This window comes from Streptomyces sp. NPDC057694, assembly GCF_042799415.1.
Taxonomy (GTDB): domain Bacteria; phylum Actinomycetota; class Actinomycetes; order Streptomycetales; family Streptomycetaceae; genus Streptomyces.
Map to the genome: position 1 here is coordinate 1369527 of NZ_JBHVIX010000001.1, position 20631 is coordinate 1390157.

The following is a 20631-nucleotide window of genomic DNA, read 5'->3' on the forward strand; positions in this document are numbered from 1 at the left end:
CGAGGAGAAGCCCGTGGCATCCCCGCACACCCTCCAGGCCCGTGGCCTCGAACTCGGCTACGGCGAGCGCCGGATCGTCTCGGGCCTCGACGTCGACGTACCGGCGGGCGCCATCACCGTCGTCGTCGGCCCGAACGCCTGCGGCAAGTCGACCCTGCTGCGCTCGATGGCCCGGCTGCTCACGCCGACCGACGGCGCGGTACTGCTCGACGGGCGCGACGTGCACAAGATGGCGACGAAGGACGTCGCCGCCGTGCTCGGAGTTCTGCCGCAGACGCCGGTCGCGCCGGAATCCATCACGGTCGCCGATCTGGTGGGCCGGGGTCGCTACCCGCACCAGGGCTGGTTCCGCCGCTGGACGACCGCCGACGACGAGGCGGTGGCCGCCGCCCTGCACGCCACCGACGTCCTCGATCTCGCCGACCGGCCGATCGACGAACTCTCCGGCGGCCAGCGCCAGCGCGTGTGGATCGCGATGGCGCTGGCCCAGGAGACCGACGTGCTGCTCCTCGACGAGCCGACGACGTACCTGGACATCAGCCATCAGCTCGACGTCCTCGACCTGCTCACCGACCTCAACCGGGAGCGCGGCGTCACCCTCGTCGTCGTCCTGCACGACCTCAATCTGGCCTGCCGCTACGCCGATCACCTCATCGCCATGAAGGACGGCCGGATCGTCGCCGAGGGCGCGCCCTCGGCGATCGTCACCGAGGCGCTCGTCGACGAGGTCTTCGGCCTGCGCAGCACCGTCGTGCCCGACCCGGTGTCGGGCACGCCCCTGATCGTCCCCGTGGGCCGGCACCACGCCGGCTCCGTCACCCCCGCCCCGTAACGCGACTCCCGCTCAGCCACCTCCCACAGAAGAGAACAGGTTCCATGGCCATCGCCACTCCCCGCCGCCGCTCCCTGCTCGTCGGCGCCCTCGCCCTGACCCTCACGGGCACGCTCGCCGCCTGTGGCTCGGACAAGGACGACTCGTCGGCCGCCGCCGGTGCCACGTCGGCCGGTTCCTTCCCCGCGAAGGTGTCCACCAAGTTCGGCACCGTCACCGTGAAGCAGCAGCCCAAGCGGGTCGTCGCGCTCGGCTGGGGCGACGCAGAGACGGCGCTCGCGCTCGGGGTGCAGCCGGTCGGGCAGAGCGACTGGCTGGCGTTCGGCGGCGACGGTGTCGGGCCGTGGGCCAAGGGGAAGTACGACAAGTCGCCGCAGAAGATCGGCACGTTGGAGCCCGAGTACGAGAAGATCGCCGCGCTCAAGCCCGATCTGATCCTGGACACCAAGTCGAGCGGCGACCAGACCCGCTACGACACCCTCAGCAAGATCGCGCCGACCATCGGAGTGCCCAAGGGCGGCGACCAGTACAAGGTCTCCTGGGAGAAGCAGACCACCATGGTCTCCCAGGCGCTCGGGCTTGCCGACAAGGGCGAGAAGCTGATCGACGACACGAAGCAGGAGTTCGCCGCGGCGGCGAAGGCGCACCCCGAGTTCAAGGACAGGACCATCACGGTCGGCTCGCGCACCGCGACGACCTGGGGCGCGTACGTGCGCGGCACCGGCCGGGTGGACTTCGTCGAGCGGCTCGGGTTCACGAACAACCCGGCGGTGGAGAAGAAGGCGGGCAGCGCGTTCTCGGTGTCCGTGTCGGAGGAGAACCTCCAGCTGCTCGACGCCGATCTGCTGGTGATGGCGCCGATCGGCACCACCGCGAAGAAGATCGGCTCGGATCCGCTGTACCGGGCGATCCCGGGGGTGAAGAAGGGCCACTCGCTGGTCTTCGACGACAAGAACATCTCCAGCGCCTTCGCCACCGACTCGGTCCTGTCCACGCGGTACGCCCTGAAGCACGTGGTGCCGCTCCTCGCGGAGAAGCTCAAGTGACGTGGATCGCCTAGCCTTTGGCATCATGCAGCAGAATCGACGGCGCGACAGGCGACCGGTGCGCCGCGCGGGGGCGGACCGCGAGCCGGCCCCCGCGGCGCCGGTGGTCGAGGGCGCCGATGTCGTGCTCGTCGGGTTCTTCTCCGGCAAGCAGAAGGACTTCGGCGCACTGATGGACGCGGCGGCCGGGGAACTGGAGCGGCGCGGCGCACGGGTCGTCGGCAGGGTCGTGCAGCGGCGCGGAGTCTCGGCGGGCGGGGCGGCGAGAATGGCCCTGCCGTACTCCTCGCGGACGCTTCTGAGCTACGGCAAGGTCCGCGAGACCGCCGCCTTGTGCGCCCGCACCCGGGCGGAGGCGGCGGTGTTCGCCTGGCCGCTGACGGACCGTCAACGCCGGGTGCTCACCCGCATGCTGGGGGTCCCCGCGGTGAGCCTGGAACCCGACGCGGACGAGGCGGCCTAGACGCGGCTGCCCGCCGCCGTGTCGGACGACAGCCGCTGGGCCACGTACACCGGGATCACCGACAGCAGTACCAGGACGACGGCCACGACGTTGACGACGGGCGCCTGTTGGGGTCGGGCCATGTTGGAGAAGATCCAGACGGGAAGCGTCTGGACGCCGGGGCCCGCCGTGAAGGTCGTCACCACGATCTCGTCGAAGGACAGCGCGAACGCGAGCAGTCCGCCCGCGGCGAGCGCCGAGCGGGTCAGCGGGAAGGTGATGTCGCGGAAGGTGCGGAAGGGGTCGGCACCCAGGTCCATCGCCGCTTCCTCGTACGTGCCGGACAGCCGGTTCAGGCGTGCCGCCACGTTGTTGAAGACGACCACCACGCAGAACGTGGCATGGCCGACGACGACGGTGAAGAGGCCGAGGCCGACGCCGAGGGGTTCGAGGACGGTGCGGAACGCCGTGTTGAGCGCCACTCCCGTGATGATGCCGGGCAGCGCGATCGGCAGGACCACGGCGAAGGAGAGCGCGTCGCGGCCGAAGAAGCGGTGGCGGGCGACCGCGAACGCGATGAGCGTGCCGAGGACGAGCGCGATCGCGGTGGCCCCGAGGCCCGCCTTCACCGAGGTCCACAGCGCGTCGCGGGCGCCCGCGCTGTGCCAGGCGGCCCGCCACCAGTCGAAGGTCAGCCCGTCCGGCGGCCACCCCGAACTGCGGTCACGGTTGAGGGAGTTGACGACGACCAGGAGCAGCGGCACATAGATCACGGCGAAGCCGAGCAGCGCGCCGACGCGCAGCGCGATCCGGGCGGGGCGGGACAGGTGCACAGCCTTCTCCCTCAGATGGACCGTTTGGATGGGCCGTTCACAGACTGCTCAGCGCGCCCGTGCGGCGCACCGCCAGCAGGTACAGGACGATGACGACGACCGGGACCGTGCCGAGGGCCGCGGCCAGCGGCAGGTCGAGCGTGATGTTGGAGTAGACGAGGTTGCCGATCAACTGCGTCTTCCCGCCGACGATCTGGACCGCGATGTAGTCGCCGAGGCTGAGGGAGAACGTGAAGACGGAGCCCGCCGCGACCGACGGCAGGATCAGCGGCAGCAGCACGGTGCGCAGCGTGCGCCAGGTGCGGGCGCCGAGGTCGGCGGAGGCGTCGAGCAGGCTGTCCGGGACGCGTTCCAGCCCCGCGTGGATCGGCAGGATCATGTACGGGAGCCAGAGGTAGGTCAGGACGAGGATCGTCGCCGTGAGTCCGTACCCGGGACCGTCCAGCCCGAACGGTTTCAGCAGCCAGTCGAGCAGGCCGCCTTGGGCGAGCATGACACGCCACGCGTACGCCTTCACCAGATAGCTCGCCCAGAGCGGGGTGAGGATCGCGACGACGAGCAGCGGCCGCCATCGGGGGCGGGCGACGCGCGCCGTGTAGAAGGCGATCGGGAAGGCGATGACGACGCACAGGACCGTGACGCCCGCGGCGACTCCCACGCTGCGCAGCGCCACTTGGCGGTACACGTGCGTCGTGAACAGGGTCGTGAAGTTGTCGAGCGTCCAGGTGTGCACGATGTCCGACGTGAACGGGTCGGTGGTCCACAGGCCGGACAGGAACAGGACCGCGAGCGATCCGAGGTAGGCGACGACCAGCCAGGTCAGCGGCGCGGCCAGCAGCAGGGCGAGGCGGAGCCGGGGGCTGCGGTGCAGCGCCCCGGACGCCTTCCGGACGGCCGTGTCGGCGATCTCAGCAGTCATTGCGGCCCTCTCAGCCCTTGATCTCGGTCCAGGCCTGCACCCACTTCGCGTAGGGCACGCACGTGACGTCGGTGCGCCCGTCGAGGCACTGCGGGATGGGTGTGTTCCAGTAGTGGACCTGCTTCCAGTACGCGGTGTCGTCGGCGTGGTAGGTGGCGCAGAAGCTCTTGTCGCTGGTCTCGTCGCAGGCCTTGGCGTTCGAGGGCGCCTCACCGAAGTACTCGGCGACCTGGGCGTTGACCTTGGGCGAGACGATCCAGTCGAGCCATTTGTAGGCGCAGTTGGGGTGCTTGGCCTTCGCCGCGACCATCCAGGTGTCGGACCAGCCGGTGGCGCCCTCCTTGGGCAGGACCGCCTTCACGGGGGCCTTCTCGCCCTGCGCCGTGTTCACGATGACCTGCCAGCTGGTGCCGACGACCGAGTCGCCGCTCTTGAAGGCGGAGATCTCCTTCAGGTAGTCGCTCCAGTACTCGCCGATGCTGCCGTTCTGCTTCTTCAGCAGGCTCACGGCGGCGTCGAACTGCTTCTGGTCGAGCGCGTAGGGGTTCTTGATGCCGAGGTCGGGCTTGGTCTTCATCAGGTACAGGGCGGCGTCGGCGATGTAGATGGGCGAGTCGTACGCGGTGACGTGCCCCTTGTATGTGCCCGCGTCCTCGAAGACGGCCTTCCAGCTGTCGGGCGCCGGGGAGACCTTGTCGGTGCGGTACATGAGGAGGTTGGCGCCGCGGCCGTGCGGGACGCCGTACGCGACCTTGTCGACGGAGTTCCAGGCCTGCATCTTCAACCCGGCGAAGATGTCACGGTAGTTGGGGACGAGGTCGGTGTTCACGGGGGCCGCGTCGCCGGACGCGATCAGGCGCAGGGACGCGTCGCCGGAGGCGGAGACCGCGTCGTACTGGCCGGTCTTCATCAGGCTGACCATCTCGTCGGAGGTGCCGGCGACCTTCGTGCTGACCTGGCAGCCCGTCTGTTTCTCGAAGGGGGTCACCCAGTCGACCTTCGGGTCGTTGGATCCGTCCTCGGCGTAGCCGGCCCAGGCGATCAGATTGACCTTGCCCTCGGTTTTGCCGAGGGACTTGGGCGCGGACATCTTCGGCGGGGTGAAACCCTGGCCGCCGCTCTTCGAGTCGCCGTCGGAGCCGCCGCAGGCGGTGGCGAGCAGCAGCCCGCCGAGCGCGGCGGCGGCCATGAGCGTTCGGGTTGCGCGCACGTGATCTCTCCCGGTCCGTGAGGTGGATCAACTGGCGTGGTGCAGGGGGATGTTGTGGCGGCGGTGCCAGCGCAGCAGGACGCGTTCGCCGGGCAGCGCGCGGGCGTCGGCGGCGGACGTGTCGAGGTTCTGCGTGACGACGACGAAGCGTTCTCCGGCGTCGGTGTCGACGACGACGCGGGTGTGGTCGCCCAGGTAGACGGCGTCGGCGACGGTGCCGCGCACCTCGCTGTGCTCACGGCGATCGTGCTCCGCGTCGGCGGCGAGCAACCGGATCTTCTCCGGTCTGATGCCGAACGTCCCCGCCTTCCCCACGATCAGCTCGGCGGCCGGGCCCGTGACGGTGTTGGAGGTCCCGACGAACGACGCGACGAAGGGGGAGGCGGGCGACTCGTACAACTCCCCCGGCGTGCCGACCTGTTCGATGCGTCCGGCGTTCATGACCGCGACCCGGTCGCTGAGCGCGAGCGCCTCGGCCTGGTCGTGGGTGACGAGGACGAAGGTGATGCCGACCTCGCGCTGGAGTTCCTTCAGCTCGGTCTGCATCTGTTCGCGCAGCTTGAGGTCGAGCGCGCCGAGCGGTTCGTCGAGCAGCAGGACGCGGGGCCGGACGACCAGCGCCCGTGCCAGCGCGACGCGTTGCCGCTGACCGCCGGAGAGCTGGCGGGGTCTGCGTCCGCCGAACCCTTCCAGGCGCACGGAGGCCAGTGCGGCGCGGGTGCGCTCCGCCTGCTCCTTGCGGGACGCGCCGCGCACCTTGAGGCCGTAGGCGATGTTCTGCTCGACGGTCATGTGCGGGAAGAGCGCGTAGTCCTGGAAGACGGTGGTGACGTCACGCTCGAAGGGAGCGCTCCCGGTGACGTCCGCGCCCGCCAGCGAGACGGTGCCGCCGCTCGGCGTCTCGAACCCCGCGACGAGCCGCAGCACCGTCGTCTTGCCGGATCCCGACGGGCCGAGGAGCGAAAAGAACTCGCCCTCGGCGACGTCGAGATCGATGCCGTCGACGGCCTGTACGTCCCCGAACGTCTTGCGCAGCCCGCGAAGGGTGATCGCGGCGGTACCGATGCCCGTAGCCATACGCGTAGATCATGCACAGTTCAACGACACCCACAAGACCGCGTGCCTCTTTCGACCCGGCCCGTTCGGGCCGCGCGGTACTTGAGATTCCGATGACCTCGCGTTCCCGGCCCGTTCAACTCACCTTCCCTATGCCTGACTTATGAACTCCCTATGGTCCTTGCAGCTTGCAAGGGAAGGGTGGCTCATGGACAGACCGCACGCCATACGGGCCCGCGGCATCACCAGGAGTTTCGGCGAGGTCGTCGCGCTCGACGGCATCGATCTGGAGGTGCCCCGGGGACGGATCCACGGCCTGGCGGGGCCGAACGGCGCGGGCAAGACGACGCTGCTGGGGCTCCTGCTCGGCCTGGGCGTCGCGGACAGCGGCACGCTGGAGATCCTCGGGGCGCCGGTCGGCCGGGGGCTCCCCGCGCCCGACGGGGTCGCCGGATTCGTGGACGGTCCCGGCCTCTACCCCTCGCTGACCGCGCGGCAGAACCTCGCCGCGCTCGCCCGGCTGCACGGCCGCGGCGCGCGCACGCCCGCGATCGACGACGCCCTCGGCCAGGTCGGCCTGACCGATGTCGCCGACGACCGCACCCGCGGCTTCTCCCTCGGCATGCGCCAGCGCCTCGGTCTGGCCGCCGCGTTGCTCACCGAACCCCGGCTGCTGATCCTCGACGAACCCGCCAACGGCCTGGACCCGGCGGGCAAACGCCACGTCCACCGCGTTCTGACACGGCTGGCGGCGGCCGGTACCGCCGTCGTGATGTCGAGCCACCGGATGGACGACCTGGCGGCCCTGTGCTCCGAGGTCACCATCCTCGCCACCGGCCGGGTCGTCTTCTCCGGCCCCCTGGCCGATCTGGCCGCCGCCGACCGCGCACTTGACTACCGCCTCCTCACGTCCGACCCGGAGGCGGCCCGCCGGACGGCCGCCGACATCGCGGGACTCCACGTGGTGGAGTCCGCCGAGGCCCGTACCGACGCCGCCGCTCTCGTCGTCCACGCGCTGACTCCCGCACTCGACGACCTGGTGACGCGCCTGGTGAAGGCGGGCGTCGCCCTGCGCGAACTGACGCCCGTGGTCTCGCCGTTGGAGGCGGCGTTCCTGGCGCTGACGGCAGGCCCGGACGAGGGGCCCGCCGAGCGTTCCGCCGAGGTGTCGGCCGAGCCCGGTGACCCGCTCCCCCAGCCGCAGGAGGCCATCCGATGACCGCCGCCCTCACCGCCGACAACGTTGCCGCGCCCCGCCGCGTCCCCGTGGCCCGCGGCTACCGCTTCGAGGTCGTCAAGCTCGTCTCGCAGTGGCGCGTCCGGCTCCTCGTGCTGGTGTGCTGGGTGGCCCCGGGGCTGTTCGTCGCGGCGGTGGGTCGGCAGAGTTCACTGCCCGTCGACACACTCTTCGGACGGTGGATGCACGCCACGGGGTGGGCCGGGCCGCTGGTGATGCTCGGGTTCGCGGGCAGCTGGGCGCTGCCGCTCGTGACCTCCGTCGTCGCCGGGGACGTGTTCGCGGCCGAGGACCGGCTGGGGACGTGGCGGCATCTGCTCGTCGCGGTGCGCTCGCCGCGGCGGATCTTCGTGGCCAAGGCCGCCGCGAGTCTCACCGTGATCCTGGTGCTCGTGGCGGGGCTCGCCGTGTCCAGCACGGTGGGCGGGCTCGCGACCGTCGGGAACCATCCGCTGGTCGGCGTCGACGGCCATGTGCTGGCGGCCTCGGACGCGGCGCAGAAGGTGCTGCTCGCGTGGGTCTGCGCGCTCGCCCCGACCCTCGCCCTGTCCGCGATCGGACTGCTCGGGTCGGTCGCGCTCGGGCGCTCGCCGATGGGCCTGCTGCTGCCGGCGCTGGTGGCCCTCGCGATGCAGCTCGGGCAGCTGCTTCCGCTGCCCGTCGCCGTGCGTCTCGCGCTGCCCGGCTACGCCTTCATCTCCTGGAACGGCCTGTTCACCGGCCCGCAGCAGCTCGGGCCGCTGCTCATCGGGATCGCGGTCTCCCTCGTCTGGGCGGTGACCGCGACCGCGCTGGCGTATCTCCTCTTCGTCCGGCGGGACTTCACCAACCTCACCGCCGACGGTTCGGGGCGCCGCGCGCTCGCGGTGGGCGTTCTGCCGCTGCTCGGCATCGGCGCCGCGACGGTGACGCTCGTCGCCGGCGCGACGCCCGCGACCGGGTCGGGGATCACGCAGGACAAGGTGCAGCGCTCGGTCGCCACCGCGTTCGCCCACCTCTACGTCGTCCAGACCGAGGAGCTGCACCGCCCCGCCGTCACGGAGGCCCAGCTGCGGGCCACGGCGGCGTGCGACAAGGGCAGCGTCCGGGTCGACGCCGAGGGGCCGGGCAACGACTGGCGCTGCGTCGTGTCCTGGCACCTGCCCGGCACGGCCGCCACCGGGCAGGCGGTCTACCAGCTCGACGTCACACCCGACGGACGGTTCATGGCCGACGGCGACGGGCCGAAGGAGGTCAACGGCTACTTCCTGGTGCGCACCCCGACCGGGGACGGACCGAACCCGCTGTGGCAGTTCGACGCCGATGTCGAGCTGCTGAAGGCCGCTTCGAAGTGATGAAGGGACATCCCATGCAGGTAACACGCCGCCGCAGGCGTGCCGAGAAGGTGCCTACCGGCTTCCTCCCGAGACACGTCGGCCGCCGCAGACCACTGGTCGTCGTCGGTGCCACGGCACTCGCCCTGGCCGCCACCGGAGCCACCTTCGCGTCGACCGTCCCGTTCGGCCACGACCAGGTGGGTCAGGTCACCCGGAACGGCCAGGTCATATCGAGCGACCAGTACATCGCCCCGTACGGCGACCGGCTGGTCCTGAACAGCGGCAAGATCATGTCGTCCTCCGTCAGCCCCGACGGCACGCACCTCGCGGCGTCGGTGACCGACGGCGGCGCGGCGCTGTCCATCGTGGACCTGAAGAGCTGGAAGGAGCAGCAGCTCGTCGGCACCGCCGCGACGTCGAACCCGAAGATCGCGAGCAACAGCGTGGGCCAGGAGGGCCCGACGTACTCGCCCGACGGCAAGCAGCTGTGGCTCGGCCAGACCGACGGCTACACCCGGTTCACCGTGAACGACGACGGCAGCGTCGCCGCACCCACCACCATCGCCGTCCCGGCCGACGGCCCCAGGCACGCGCTGGTGGGCGAGCCGGTGTTCGCCGCCGACGGCACGACCGTGTACGCCGCGGTCAACGGGCAGAACCGGGTCGTCGCCCTCGATGCGGCGACCGGCGCGATCACGAAGAGCTGGGCCGTCGGCAACGCCCCCCGCGACATGGTCCGGGTCGGCGACAAGCTGTACGTGAGCAACGAGGGCGGCCGTCCGGCGAAGCCCGGCGACACCACCATCAACTCGTACAACACGCAGGTCCCGGCCGACCCGAAGACCGCGGCCACCACCACCGGCACGGTCAGCGTCATCGACCTGGCGAAGCCGGACGCCGCGCCGTCCGCCATCACCGTCGGTCTGCACCCGACGGCGCTGTACGCCCACAAGGGCGCCCTGTTCGTCACCAACACGGCGACGAACGACGTGTCGGTCATCGACACCGCCAAGGACAAGGTCGTCCAGACCATCTCCACCGAGCCGTGGCCCGAGGCATCGGTGGGCTACGAGCCCGACGCGGTGACGCTCACCGACGACGGCCACCTCCTGGTGACCCTCGGCCGCGCCGACGCGGTCGCCGTCTACCGGTACAGCGCCCCGCAGGAACCGGTGAGTTACGTCGGTCTGCTGCCGACGGACTACTTCCCCTCGGAGATCGCCACCGTCGGCGACCAGGTCGTCGTCTCCAACACTCGTGGCGTGGACGCGCGCCGGCCCACCACGAAGGCCGGGCACGCCACCCACGACACGACGTCGAGCGTCCAGCACTTCACCCTGCCGAGCGATCGCGTGATCCGGTCCCGGACGTCCAAGGTCTTCCAGCAGAACGGCTGGACGCACGGCGCCGTCGAGAAGGCGAGCAGCAAGCACAGGGCGAAGCCGGTGCCGGTTCCGCAGCGCCTCGGCGACCCGTCGACGATCAAGCACGTCTTCCTGATCGTCAAGGAGAACCGGACCTACGACCAGCTCTTCGGCGACATGACGCAGGGCGACGGCGATCCGGCGCTCGCGGAGTTCGGCGAGAACGTGACGCCCAACCAGCACGCTCTGGCCGAACAGTTCGGCCTGTACGACAACACTTATGACATCGGCACGAACTCGGCCGAGGGCCACAACTGGCTGATGCAGGCGGACGATCCGGAGTACACCGAGTCGTCGGCCGGTGAGTACACACGCAGTTACGACACCGAGGACGACGCGCTCGGCCACCAGCGGACCGGGTTCCTGTGGACCGGGGCCCAGGACGCGGGGAAGTCCGTACGGGACTTCGGCGAGTTCCACCAGTTCCTCACCAAGCCCGCCGACGCGAGCTGGCAGAACCTGTACTGCGACGCCAAGGCCATGCGATCGACAGGCGCCGACACCGCGTACGACCTGGTGTCGTCGTCGCCGATCCCGTCGCTCAACTCCGTGTCGGTGCCCGGCTTCGCGAAGTTCGACACGAGCGTGCCCGACATCTACCGGAGCGAGATCTGGAAGAAGGACTTCGAGAAGAACGGTCCGTCGAACCTGAACATGTTCTGGCTCTCCAGCGACCACACCGGCGGACCGGCGAACTCGCCCGCACAGGTCGCGGACAACGACCTCGCGACCGGCCGCATCGTCGACACGATCTCGCACAGCAAGTACTGGAAGGACTCCGCGATCTTCGTGGTCGAGGACGACTCCCAGGCCGGTCTCGACCACATCGACGGCCACCGCGCGCCGATCCAGATCATCAGCCCCTGGGCGCGGCACGGCACGGTCGACAGTCGCTACTACTCGCAGATCACGATGATCCGCACCATCGAGCAGATCCTCGGTGTGCACCCGATGAACCAGAAGGACAGCGCTGCGACGCCCATGGCGACGGCCTTCACGAAGAAGCCGGACTACACGCCGTTCACCGCACTGCCCAACCGCACCCCGCTCACCGACGGCCTGAAGACCCCGCCGTCCTGCGGCGTGGACACTCCGGCGGCCCAGGACCCGACGGCGGCGGCAGCGCCGTCGGCCAGGATCCCGGCGGCGCGCGACGGCCTGGCGGCCGAGTGGGCCACCTGGAAGTCGAAACAGCGGCTGACCGGCCCGCACGCCGTGCCGGACTACGCCAACCCGGCGCAGATGAACCACTTCACCTGGTACGAGACGCACGGCTGGACCAAGCCCTACCCGGGCGAGAAGAAGCTGTACGCACCTGAGGACGTGCCGGGCGCCTTCATCCCGTCGGCGGAGAACGACGGGTGACCTAGGAGGGCGAGGAACCGCCTACCGAAGCCGCGCCGCCCGCCCCCGCTCGCCGGAGGCCCAGCACCCCCCGTCGCGGGTGCAGTCCACGGTGTCGTACGAGCCGGTGTCGACGGTGCGCCAGGTGCGGCCGCCGTCCGTGGTGAGGTCGGTGCCCGTCGGGCCGACCGCGAGGGCGGCGGCGCGGTGGTGCGGGAGCCAGGCGACGCCGGAGCGGTAGGCGGGCGGCGCGTCGGCGGACGGGGTCCAGGTGCGCCCCGCGTCGCCGGTCACCGCGGCGGCGCGCGGCGAGGGCTGATCGGCGCGGTAGTCGCCGCCGACCGCGATGCCGTGGCCGCGGTCGCGGAAGGCGAGGCCGAAGACGCCGCGGGCCGGATCGCCCGCCGGGATCGTCGTGGCGCTCGCCGTCCAGGTGAGACCGCGATCGGCGGAGTGCAGCACGCGGGCGCTCGTGCCGCCGCCGGTCGCCAGCCAGACGTCCTTCGGGCCCGAGGTCACCAGGCACTGCCCGGACGCGGCGAAGCCCGCCTCGCCGGACTGCGCGGGCGGCATCCCGGCGCTGGGCAGCACCGTCCAGGACCGGCCGCCGTCGCGGGTGGACAGGATGCGGAACCGGCCGTCGACGGGATCGCTCATCGCGAGGCCGTGCCGGGAGTCGAAGAACGTCACGCAGTCGTAGAACGCCTTCGGGTCGGTGTTGCGGAACGACTCGGTCCAGCTCGCGCCGCCGTCGTCGGTGCGGAAGATCCGGGAGGCGTCGCCCTCGCCGATCGCCAGGGCGACCGCGCGGCGCGTGTCGAACGCCTCGATGTCGCGCAGTTCCAGACCGGCCGCGGCGGGCGGCGACACATCACGCCAGTGCGCGCCTCCGTCGGTGGTGCGCAGCACCGTCCCCCCGGTTCCGGCCAGCCAGGCGGCGGACCGGTCGACCGCGGCCAGACCACGAAAACGTACATCCGGACGGCCGGTGTCCGTCAGCTGCCAGGCGGGCTGCCCGGCGGGCCCGGAAGCGGCCGCGGATGCCGGCCCGGTGGCCCAGGTCAGGGCTCCCACCAGCGTCGTCACCACCAGCCCCACGGTGCGCAGTGTCCTCTGACGCCTCGATGTCCACTGTCCCCCCATGGCGCGCGAAGCTAGTCCACCGTCACGGCCGCGTCCAGAGCACCTCGATTGAAACCGGTGACAGAGGTCACTCGTTTTTCGTCCGACATCAGATGCACGGATTTGCTCGTTCCGCCGTCTATTCAAGAAGAGGCCCTCAGAGCGTCCGTCGCTCTCCGTCCAGTCGTCGCAAGGGAGCAGGCGTTGTCCACCGTCATCGAGCAAGCCGTAGAGGCCCGTCTCGTCGCTGCCGCGCCGCGCATGGCGAGCATCCCGGCGACCCTCCGGTACGACACGCACGACCCGTTCGCCGTCCGTATGTCGTTCCCCGCCGCGGCGACCCTCGAGGGCGTCGACGTGTGCTGGACGTTCGCCCGCGAGCTGCTGACCAGTGGCCTGACCGAGTCGGTCGGCGCCGGGGACGTGCGGGTGCGGCCGTACGGCTACGACCGCACGGTCCTGGAGTTCCACGCCGTGGAGGGCACCGCGGTCGTGCATGTCCGCTCGGACGACGTGCGGCAGTTCCTGACGGGCACGACGCGGCTGGTGCCGACCGGCGACGAGGGCCGGCACGTCGACGTGGACGGCTATCTCGCCGAGCTGTTGCGGGAGTCGTACTGACCGTCACCGGTGACGCAGGCGGCCCGGCGATGAATTCCCCGCGCGGCCCGGGAGACGGCTGACATCGGTGTCGCCGCGTGTGAGGATGCGTGGACCGGCATGCGGGGGGAGGCGCGGTGCGCGTACGCCGAGACGTTCGCCGGGCGGGTCCCGGACCGGCGGTCGCCGTGGGCGCCGTCGTCGCGCTGGCTGTCGCCGCCCTGCTGCTGCGCCCCGCCTCGACACTGCTGAGCCCGGGTGAGGGCCCGCTCGGCAGGTCCCCCTTCCTCGCGGTCGGTATCGCCCTGGTCTGGACGGCGGGCTGGGTGCTGGTGCTCCGGCGGCTGCGGCCGCGGATCCGGGGCGACCGCGGCGCGCTGTCGCCGCGCGAGGACCGGCTGCGCCAGGTCCTCGTGCCGCTGCTGATCGTGGGCCCGGTCGCGCTCGCGGTGCTCGCCCTGGTGCTGCACGACTTCCCCGCGAGCGACCCGGACGCCCGGCCCGGTGAGCCGATCGTCCTGCCGTCCCCGCCCGCCCCCACGAAGTCCCCCGTCGGTGGCTCGGACGACGCGTCGGGCGTGTCGCTGTCCGTCGTGGCGGCGGGGCTCGCCGTGGCCCTGCTGGTGGTCGTCGTCGTGGTGCTGGTGGTCCGGCTGCGCCGGCACGGCCTGTCGCTGCCCCGGCCGCCGGAGCGGCCCGTCGCCGCCGAGGAGGACGCCGAGCGGGAGCTGCTGCTGTCCGTGATCGGCGAGGGCCGCCGCGCGCTGGCCGACGGCACCGACGCGCGGGCCGCCGTGATCGCCTGCTACGCCGCGATGGAGGAGGCCCTCGCCGCGTCGGGTGTGCCGCGCCACGCCTCCGACAGCCCGGCCGACCTGCTCACCCGCGCGTCGCGTGCGGGGCTCGCGGCGGGGACGGCCGCGTCCCGGCTGACCGCGCTGTTCCGGGAGGCGCGCTACTCCTCGCACCCCATGGACGACTCCCGGCGGGTGGCCGCCGCCGAGGCGCTGGAGGAGATCGCCGGGCCGCTGCGGGAGCGGCACGAGCGGGGGGCGCCCCGATGACGACGCCCGAGCCGATACGGGTGCGGCGCGACCGTCCCCCGCTGACCGTCCCCCGTCTCCTCCTCCTGGTGGCCGTGCTCGCGGCCACCGCGGTCGTGCTGATCCTGCTCGTCGACGGCTGGACCGCCGCCGGGGCCGCGGCCGTCGCGCTCGGCGCGGGCACGCTCCTCTGCGCGCGGTTCGTCGCGGGCGCCGACGCGCAGGACTCCGGGCGGCGGGGCGACGTGCGGCTGCTGCGGACGCGGGCTCCCGGCATGGGCGAGTGGCACCGCAATGTGCGGATCTCCCTGGGGCCCGACGGCGCCCTGTGCTACCGGGCCGTCCTGCGGCCCGAGCTGCGCCGGCTCTTCGCGGCCGCGCTCGCCGAGCACCACCATGTGTCCCTCGGTCAACAGCCCGAGCGGGCGGCCGAGTTGATCGGCCCCGAACTGTGGGGCTGGCTGGGCCCCGAACCACCCACGACGGGTCCCGACGGCGCGATCCCGGCCGACGTCCTCGGCCGGCTCGTCGACAGCCTAGAAGCACTCGGCACCCCTCGCACCGGCCCCCGTCCGCACCTGCCGAAGGAAGAAGCGTCGTGACAAGCCTCTCCGAGCCGTCCGCCGAGCCGCCCGCCCAGCCCACGCTCGCGCCCATGACTCCGCAGGAGGCCGGCGAGCGGGCCGGTGCCGTGCTGCGCGAGGTCGGCCGTGCCGTCGTGGGCAAGTCCGACGCCCTCGAACTGGTCATGCTCGGCGTCCTGGCCCGTGGCCATGTCCTCGTCGAGGATCTGCCGGGCCTCGGCAAGACCCTCCTCGCGCGGTCCTTCGCGACGGCGCTCGGCCTGGACTTCCGCCGGATCCAGTTCACGCCCGACCTGCTGCCGTCCGACGTGACGGGCGCGTCCCTGTACGACCAGCGCGGCGGCGAGATGGTCTTCCACCCGGGGCCCGTCTTCGCCCATCTGCTGCTGGCCGACGAGATCAACCGGACGCCGCCCAAGACCCAGGCGGCGCTCCTGGAGGCGATGGCCGAGTCGCAGGTGACGGTGGACGGGGCGACGCGTCCGCTGCCCGATCCGTTCCTGGTGATCGCGACCGCCAACCCGGTGGAGTACGAGGGCACGTACTCGCTGCCTGAGGCCCAGCTCGACCGCTTCCAACTCCGCGTGCGCATGGGTTATCTGACGTCGGCTCAGGAGCTGGCGATGCTGCGCGCCCGGGTGGAGCGGGCCGCGCCCGAGACGGTCCTCGACACCCTCGCGAGCCCCGCGGAGGTGGTGGCCTGGCGGGACGCCGTGGAGCGGGTCGAGATCGACGACGACCTCCTCGCGTACGCGGTCGCGCTGGTGAACGCCACGCGCGACCACCCCCAGATCAGCATCGGCGCGTCCCCGCGCGGCGGTCTCGCCCTGGTCCAGCTGGCCCGCGCCCGCGCGGTCCTGGAGCGGCGCGACTTCGTGATCCCGGAGGACCTGAAGATCCTCGCGGTGCCCGCGCTCGCCCACCGGGTGTCGCTGCGGCCGGAGTTGTGGGTGCGCGAGGTGTCCACGGACGCCGTCGTGCGCGAGATAGCGGGCACGGTGCCGACCCCGGCGACGCGCCGCACGGAGCCGGTCCCCTCATGACCGGTGCCGGGGCCCCGGGCGGCGGTCCGCCGAGCGCCGCGGTGCTGCGCGCCCTGGAGGGCAGGACCGGTCCGGCGCAGGCGCCGCCGCCACCGCCGCCGGGGCCGCGCCCCGGCGAGCGGACGCTGCGGCTGCTGACGGTGGCCGTGGTGGCGCTCGCCGCGGCGCTGCTCACCGGCAGGGCGTGGCTGCTGGCCCTCGCCGCGGGCCCGCTGGTGCTGCTCGCGCTGTCGCTGCCGCGCGCGTATCCGCGCCGCGTCGAGACGTCGGTGGACGTCACGCCCCGGCGCTGCTTCGAGGGCGACACGGTCACCGTGCGGATCGCCGTCGCGCACGACGGCGGCGAGGTCCGGCTCGATCCGGGCGTCACGCTCGGCCCCGGCGTCCGGCTCGACGAGGTGACCGTCGGCCGGTCCTCGCTCACCCTGCGGCTCACCGCCCTGGAGTGGGGCCGCTGGTCGCTGGGTCCGGTCGATCTCGACGTGTACGACGCCGGGGGCACCGTCCGCCGCAGCGTGCGGGTGGCAGCGCAGGAGGTGGCGGTGTTCCCGTACGCGGGGCGGTCGCGGTTCACGCCGGTCCCGGTGCGGCTGCCGCAGCGCCTCGGCGAGCACACGGCCGCGCAGTACGGCGAGGGCGTCGAGCTGATCGGCGTACGGCAGTGGGAGCCCGGTGAGCGGCAGCGGCGCATCCACTGGCCGTCGACGACCCGGCGCGGCGCGGTGCAGCTGCACCGGTTCGCCGCCGAGCGGGCCGCGGACACGGTGATGCTGATCGACGCGTTCGGTGACGTGGTCGACCCGGCGACCGGTGTCTCCTCGCTGGACGAGACGGTCCGCGCCGCGGCCGGACTCGCCCGCGCCTATCTGCGCACGCACGACCGGGTCGGTGTCGTCTCCGTCGGCGGCGCGACGCGCTGGCTGCAGCCGCAGGCGGCGGACGCCGCGTTCTACCGCATCGTCGAGAGCGTCCTCGACGTCCGCAAGGACCGCGGCTTCGACGCCCCGGGGCTGCAGCAGGTGCCGCCGCCCGCGCTGCCCGAGGGGGCGCTCGTCTACGTGTTCACGCCGCTGAGCGACGCCCGCGTGCTGAAGGTGCTGCGCGATCTCCAGGCCCGGGCCAGACGGCCGGTCGTCGTGGAGATCCCGAGCGGCGATCCGGAGGTCGAACCGGGCGATGTCGCGGGCGAGTTGGGGCTGCGCCTGTGGCATGCCGACCGGGCCGCGATGCGGTTCGCGCTGCGCGACAGCGGGGTGCCGGTGCTGCGGCACACGGCCGGCGAGCCGCTGGACCTGGCGCTCGCGCCGCTGCTGTCCGGCCGGGTGGGAGGGCGTCCGCGATGACCGCGTCGACGACCGCGTCCTGGAGGCCGTACGCCGTCCATGCCGTCCGTACGCTGCCGGTGCGGGTGCTCGGGGCGGCGCTGCTCGTGGCCGCGTACCGGCCGTGGGCCGATGGTCACGGCGGCTTCGGCCTCCTTCTGTTCTGCGCTGCGCTGCTGCTGGGCCTGTGGGCGGCGCCGGGCCTCGATCTGCGTCCGACGCTGCACTCGATCCGCTGGTGGTACCGGTTCGCGCGGCACCGCACGACCGCGCTCGCCTGCGCGGCCGTGCTGATCGCCGCGTTCGGCGACCCGCCGCCGTGGCAGGCGCTCTGCACGGCGGTGCTCCTGGTCGGTTACCTCGCGGCGAGCGACGCCTGGTCGACCGGGCTCACCGCCACCCGGCCCGCGCGGCGCACCTGGGGCGAGGCGCTGGCGGCCTGCGCTGCGTCGGCGGCCGTGGTCGGCGCCGCAGCGGTGGAGCTGCCGGGGTCCGGGGCGGGCCGCCCGCTGGCGGCGCTGGTGCTCGCGGCGGGCGGGACGGGGGTCGCGCTGCTGGTCCGGGGGCGGGTGCGCGACTCGGGCGCCCTCGGCTGAGCACGAGACGCCCGGGCCGCCCAAGATTCCCGAGCCGCCTGAGACGCCTGAGACGCCTGGGTCAGCCTCCGCCCCCGTCCGACGCCCGGGCGGCCTCGGCGGACTTCACCGCCGCCTCCAGGGCCCGGCGGATCTCCGGTACGCAGGGCCCCGCGTGGTCGGCGAGGGCGGCGAGCCGGTCGGCGTGGCGCCGGCGTTCGCGTCCGGAGAGCAGGCCCCGGAAGTGGCCCGCCGCGGCGAGCACGAGCAGGGCCGCCTGGTCGGGGTGGACGGCGTCGGGCGCGGCGGGTCCGGTCAGGGCGACCCGTGCCTCCATGCGCAGCACCTCCACGTATCCGGCGCGCCGCAGCGTGTACCGGGTGCCGGGGAAGAGGCCGAGGACGCGGCGCCGCTCGGCCGCCAGGTAGCCGTCCGCGACCAGTTCACGGCGCACCGTGTCCCGGGTGACGCGGGCCCGGTGGGTGATCAGGCGGCGCCAGGAGCGCGGCCTCGACTCCCGGATCAGTTCGAGGAGTTGGCCGAGCACGGGGTCGTCGACGTCGGCGTCGGGCACCGGGGTCACGATGCCGTCGATCTCGTGGACGAGGCCGCGGGCGGCGAGTTCGGCCAGCGCTCCGGCGCGGACGGCGAGGGCCAGGTCGGGGGCGCGGGACACCCGGTCCTTGCCGGTGTCGTACGCGAGGAGGAGAAGGCGGGCGGGCAGTGCGGGAGGGCCTTGGGACACGTGGGGCACGTCCTCACGATAATTCTTTGACAGCTCTCTGACAGGTCCTTACGTTGGGTGTCGGTTCTGTTGCCGTCGAAACGGAGAAGGACGTTGCTCTTCTGAGGTCTTGAGACACCGCGCGTGTTCCGCAGCCGCTGTGCGCTGCGTGTCCGGCGTTGTGTGAGACCTCGGCGAATGAGCCGTCCTCCCCTCGGTACAGGCCCTTTTTTGTTGCCTGTGTCCCGCGGTGTCTCGAACGTGTCGCATCCCGTCACCGTTCGCACCGAGCAACCGCGAGGCCTGTATGTCACATCCCCACAGCCACCCCGGCTCCCCCACGACGTCCGTCGCCGTCACCGGCCTCGACTACGCCTGGCCGGACGGCACCGCCGTCTTCAACGGTCTCCAGGTCGCGTTCGGGACCGGCCGCACCGGCCTGATCGGCTCCAACGGGTCCGGGAAATCAACCCTGTTGAAGCTGATCGCCGGTGAGCTGAGTCCGGCGGACGGCACCGTGCGGATGGCCGGCGAGGTCGGCCATCTGCCGCAGAACGTCACGCTCGACACCGCGCTGCGCGTCGACGAGGTCCTCGGCATCGCGGCCGCCCGGGCCGCGCTGCACGCCATCGAGTCGGGCGATGCGGCAGAGGAGCACTTCGCCGCGGTCGGCGACGACTGGGACGTGGAGGAGCGGACCGTCGCCACGCTCGCCCAACTGGGCCTGGACCACATCGATCTGGACCGCACGGTCGGGGAGGTGTCGGGCGGCGAGTCGGTGCTGCTGCGCCTCGCCGCCCTGCTGTTGCGCCGCCCCGACGTCCTGCTGCTCGACGAACCCACCAACAATCTGGACCGGTACGCGCGGCAGCGGCTGTACGCGGCCGTGGAGAGCTGGCCGGGGGTGCTGATCGTGGTCAGCCACGACCGTGAGCTCCTCGACCTGGTCGATCAGATCGCCGATCTGCGCGGCGGGGAGGTCACGCGCTACGGCGGCAACTTCTCCGCGTACGAGGAGGCGCTCGCCGTCGAGCAGGAGGCGGCGGAGCGGATGGTCCGGGTCGCCGAGTCCGACCTGAAGAAGCAGAAGCGCGAACTGAGCGACGCGCACGTGAAGTTGGCGCGGCGCAGGCGCTACGCGCAGAAGATGTACGACACGAAACGGGAGCCGCGGGCGGTGATGAAGCTGCGCAGCCGGTCGGCGCAGGTCTCCGCCGGCAAGCACCGCATCATGCACGAGGAGAAGCTCGCCGAGGCCAAGGAGCGGCTCGACGAGGCCGTGGAGGCGGTGCGCGACGACGACGAGATCAGGATCGATCTGCCGTTCACGGCGGTGCCGCCGGGGCGCTCCGTGCTCACACTGCGCTCGCTCACCCTGCCGTACGGGGCCCGGCTGGGCGGCGAGTTCGAGCTGCGCGGCCCCGAGCGGGTCGCCCTTGTCGGCCGGAACGGGGCGGGCAAGACGACGCTGCTGCGGACCGTCGCAGGTGAGCTGGCGCCGGTCGGGGGTGAGGTGATCGCACACGTACCGCTGCGGTTCCTGCCGCAGCGGCTCGATGTGCTCGACGACGGGGCGACCGTCGCCGAGAACGTGGCCCGGTTCGCGCCGGACGCCACCGTCAACCGGGTCCGGGCGCGGCTGGCCCGCTTCCTGTTCAAGGGGGCCAAGGCCGACCAGCAGGCGGCGACGCTGTCGGGCGGCGAGCGCTTCCGCGCGACGCTGGCCGCGCTGATGCTCGCCGAGCCCGCGCCCCAGCTGCTCATGCTGGACGAGCCGACGAACAACCTCGACATGGCGAGCGTGCGACAGCTGACGTCGGCGCTGGAGTCGTACGAAGGGGCGCTGATCGTGGCGAGCCACGACCTGCCGTTCCTGGAGTCGATCGGGGTGACGCGGTGGCTGGAGCTGGGAGGTGAGCGGTAGGGGGTGGACGCCGGGGCGGGGCCGGCACGTGGGGC

General features: G+C 72.4%; 19 protein-coding genes. 13 read left to right on the forward strand and 6 right to left on the reverse strand.

The features are described 5' to 3' along the window. The first annotated feature begins 13 nt into the window (after positions 1-13). Genes ACFVDP_RS06245 through ACFVDP_RS06255 form a run of 3 tightly spaced genes read left to right on the forward strand, consistent with a single transcriptional unit; the run spans position 14 to position 2341 of the window. Positions 14-832, forward strand: coding sequence for an ABC transporter ATP-binding protein (locus tag ACFVDP_RS06245; protein ID WP_383484002.1), 819 nt, complete (start codon positions 14-16; stop codon positions 830-832). Between the two features lie 44 nt (positions 833-876). After that, positions 877-1878, forward strand: a complete 1002-nt coding sequence (locus tag ACFVDP_RS06250) for an ABC transporter substrate-binding protein (RefSeq protein WP_383484005.1) — start codon at positions 877-879, stop codon at positions 1876-1878. A 25-nt stretch (positions 1879-1903) separates the two neighbouring features. After that, positions 1904-2341: a hypothetical protein gene (locus ACFVDP_RS06255; RefSeq protein ID WP_383484008.1), complete on the forward strand. Its 438-nt coding sequence runs from the start codon at positions 1904-1906 to the stop codon at positions 2339-2341. Here the strand turns inward: ACFVDP_RS06255 and ACFVDP_RS06260 are convergent. The 4 genes from ACFVDP_RS06260 to ACFVDP_RS06275 are packed head-to-tail and all read right to left on the reverse strand — an operon-like array spanning position 2338 to position 6359. Then, positions 2338-3153 carry an ABC transporter permease gene (locus ACFVDP_RS06260; protein ID WP_383484010.1) on the reverse strand — a complete coding sequence of 272 codons (816 nt, stop codon included), beginning with the start codon at positions 3151-3153 and terminating at the stop codon, positions 2338-2340. The two genes, ACFVDP_RS06255 and ACFVDP_RS06260, sit on opposite strands and share 4 nt — an antisense overlap. A gap of 37 nt (positions 3154-3190) precedes the next feature. Further along, on the reverse strand, positions 3191-4072 hold the full coding sequence (locus tag ACFVDP_RS06265; RefSeq protein WP_383484013.1) for an ABC transporter permease: 882 nt from the start codon (positions 4070-4072) through the stop codon (positions 3191-3193). A 10-nt stretch (positions 4073-4082) separates the two neighbouring features. After that, positions 4083-5282: an ABC transporter substrate-binding protein gene (locus ACFVDP_RS06270; RefSeq protein ID WP_383484016.1), complete on the reverse strand. Its 1200-nt coding sequence runs from the start codon at positions 5280-5282 to the stop codon at positions 4083-4085. A 27-nt stretch (positions 5283-5309) separates the two neighbouring features. Further along, positions 5310-6359, reverse strand: a complete 1050-nt coding sequence (locus tag ACFVDP_RS06275; RefSeq protein ID WP_383484018.1) for an ABC transporter ATP-binding protein — start codon at positions 6357-6359, stop codon at positions 5310-5312. Positions 6360-6546: 187 nt separating this feature from the next. Between ACFVDP_RS06275 and ACFVDP_RS06280 the strand changes: the two genes are divergently transcribed. Genes ACFVDP_RS06280 through ACFVDP_RS06290 form a run of 3 tightly spaced genes read left to right on the forward strand, consistent with a single transcriptional unit; the run spans position 6547 to position 11680 of the window. Continuing rightward, positions 6547-7557, forward strand: coding sequence for an ABC transporter ATP-binding protein (locus tag ACFVDP_RS06280; RefSeq protein ID WP_383484021.1), 1011 nt, complete (start codon positions 6547-6549; stop codon positions 7555-7557). After that, the gene (locus ACFVDP_RS06285) at positions 7554-8909 is read left to right on the forward strand and encodes an ABC transporter permease (protein WP_383484024.1); all 1356 of its coding nucleotides are present in this window, start codon (positions 7554-7556) and stop codon (positions 8907-8909) included. Before ACFVDP_RS06280 ends, ACFVDP_RS06285 begins: the two co-directional genes overlap by 4 nt. A gap of 14 nt (positions 8910-8923) precedes the next feature. After that, positions 8924-11680: an alkaline phosphatase family protein gene (locus ACFVDP_RS06290; RefSeq protein WP_383484027.1), complete on the forward strand. Its 2757-nt coding sequence runs from the start codon at positions 8924-8926 to the stop codon at positions 11678-11680. 21 nt (positions 11681-11701) lie between these two features. On the opposite strand, the gene ACFVDP_RS06295 is transcribed toward ACFVDP_RS06290, so the two are convergent. Beyond that, positions 11702-12802, reverse strand: coding sequence for a WD40/YVTN/BNR-like repeat-containing protein (locus ACFVDP_RS06295; RefSeq protein ID WP_383484030.1), 1101 nt, complete (start codon positions 12800-12802; stop codon positions 11702-11704). 183 nt (positions 12803-12985) lie between these two features. On the opposite strand from ACFVDP_RS06295, the gene ACFVDP_RS06300 reads away from it, so the two are divergent. The 6 genes from ACFVDP_RS06300 (at position 12986) to ACFVDP_RS06325 (ending at position 17969) form a co-directional block, all read left to right on the forward strand. Then, positions 12986-13402, forward strand: a complete 417-nt coding sequence (locus ACFVDP_RS06300; RefSeq protein WP_383484033.1) for an SsgA family sporulation/cell division regulator — start codon at positions 12986-12988, stop codon at positions 13400-13402. A 116-nt stretch (positions 13403-13518) separates the two neighbouring features. Further along, positions 13519-14445: a DUF4129 domain-containing protein gene (locus tag ACFVDP_RS06305; RefSeq protein WP_383484036.1), complete on the forward strand. Its 927-nt coding sequence runs from the start codon at positions 13519-13521 to the stop codon at positions 14443-14445. Continuing rightward, complete coding sequence (locus ACFVDP_RS06310) at positions 14442-15026, forward strand: hypothetical protein (RefSeq protein ID WP_383484039.1); 585 nt, start codon at positions 14442-14444, stop codon at positions 15024-15026. Before ACFVDP_RS06305 ends, ACFVDP_RS06310 begins: the two co-directional genes overlap by 4 nt. A 53-nt stretch (positions 15027-15079) precedes the next feature. After that, positions 15080-16051 carry an AAA family ATPase gene (locus ACFVDP_RS06315; RefSeq protein WP_383484392.1) on the forward strand — a complete coding sequence of 324 codons (972 nt, stop codon included), beginning with the start codon at positions 15080-15082 and terminating at the stop codon, positions 16049-16051. Next, the gene (locus tag ACFVDP_RS06320; RefSeq protein ID WP_383484042.1) at positions 16048-17394 is read left to right on the forward strand and encodes a DUF58 domain-containing protein; all 1347 of its coding nucleotides are present in this window, start codon (positions 16048-16050) and stop codon (positions 17392-17394) included. Before ACFVDP_RS06315 ends, ACFVDP_RS06320 begins: the two co-directional genes overlap by 4 nt. Next, positions 17391-17969 carry a hypothetical protein gene (locus ACFVDP_RS06325; protein ID WP_383484046.1) on the forward strand — a complete coding sequence of 193 codons (579 nt, stop codon included), beginning with the start codon at positions 17391-17393 and terminating at the stop codon, positions 17967-17969. Before ACFVDP_RS06320 ends, ACFVDP_RS06325 begins: the two co-directional genes overlap by 4 nt. 61 nt (positions 17970-18030) lie before the next feature. Here the strand turns inward: ACFVDP_RS06325 and ACFVDP_RS06330 are convergent, their stop codons facing one another. Then, positions 18031-18702, reverse strand: a complete 672-nt coding sequence (locus ACFVDP_RS06330) for a GPP34 family phosphoprotein (RefSeq protein ID WP_383484049.1) — start codon at positions 18700-18702, stop codon at positions 18031-18033. A gap of 277 nt (positions 18703-18979) precedes the next feature. On the opposite strand from ACFVDP_RS06330, the gene ACFVDP_RS06335 reads away from it, so the two are divergent. Continuing rightward, complete coding sequence (locus tag ACFVDP_RS06335) at positions 18980-20596, forward strand: ABC-F family ATP-binding cassette domain-containing protein (RefSeq protein ID WP_383484051.1); 1617 nt, start codon at positions 18980-18982, stop codon at positions 20594-20596. Positions 20597-20631 lie beyond the last annotated feature (35 nt).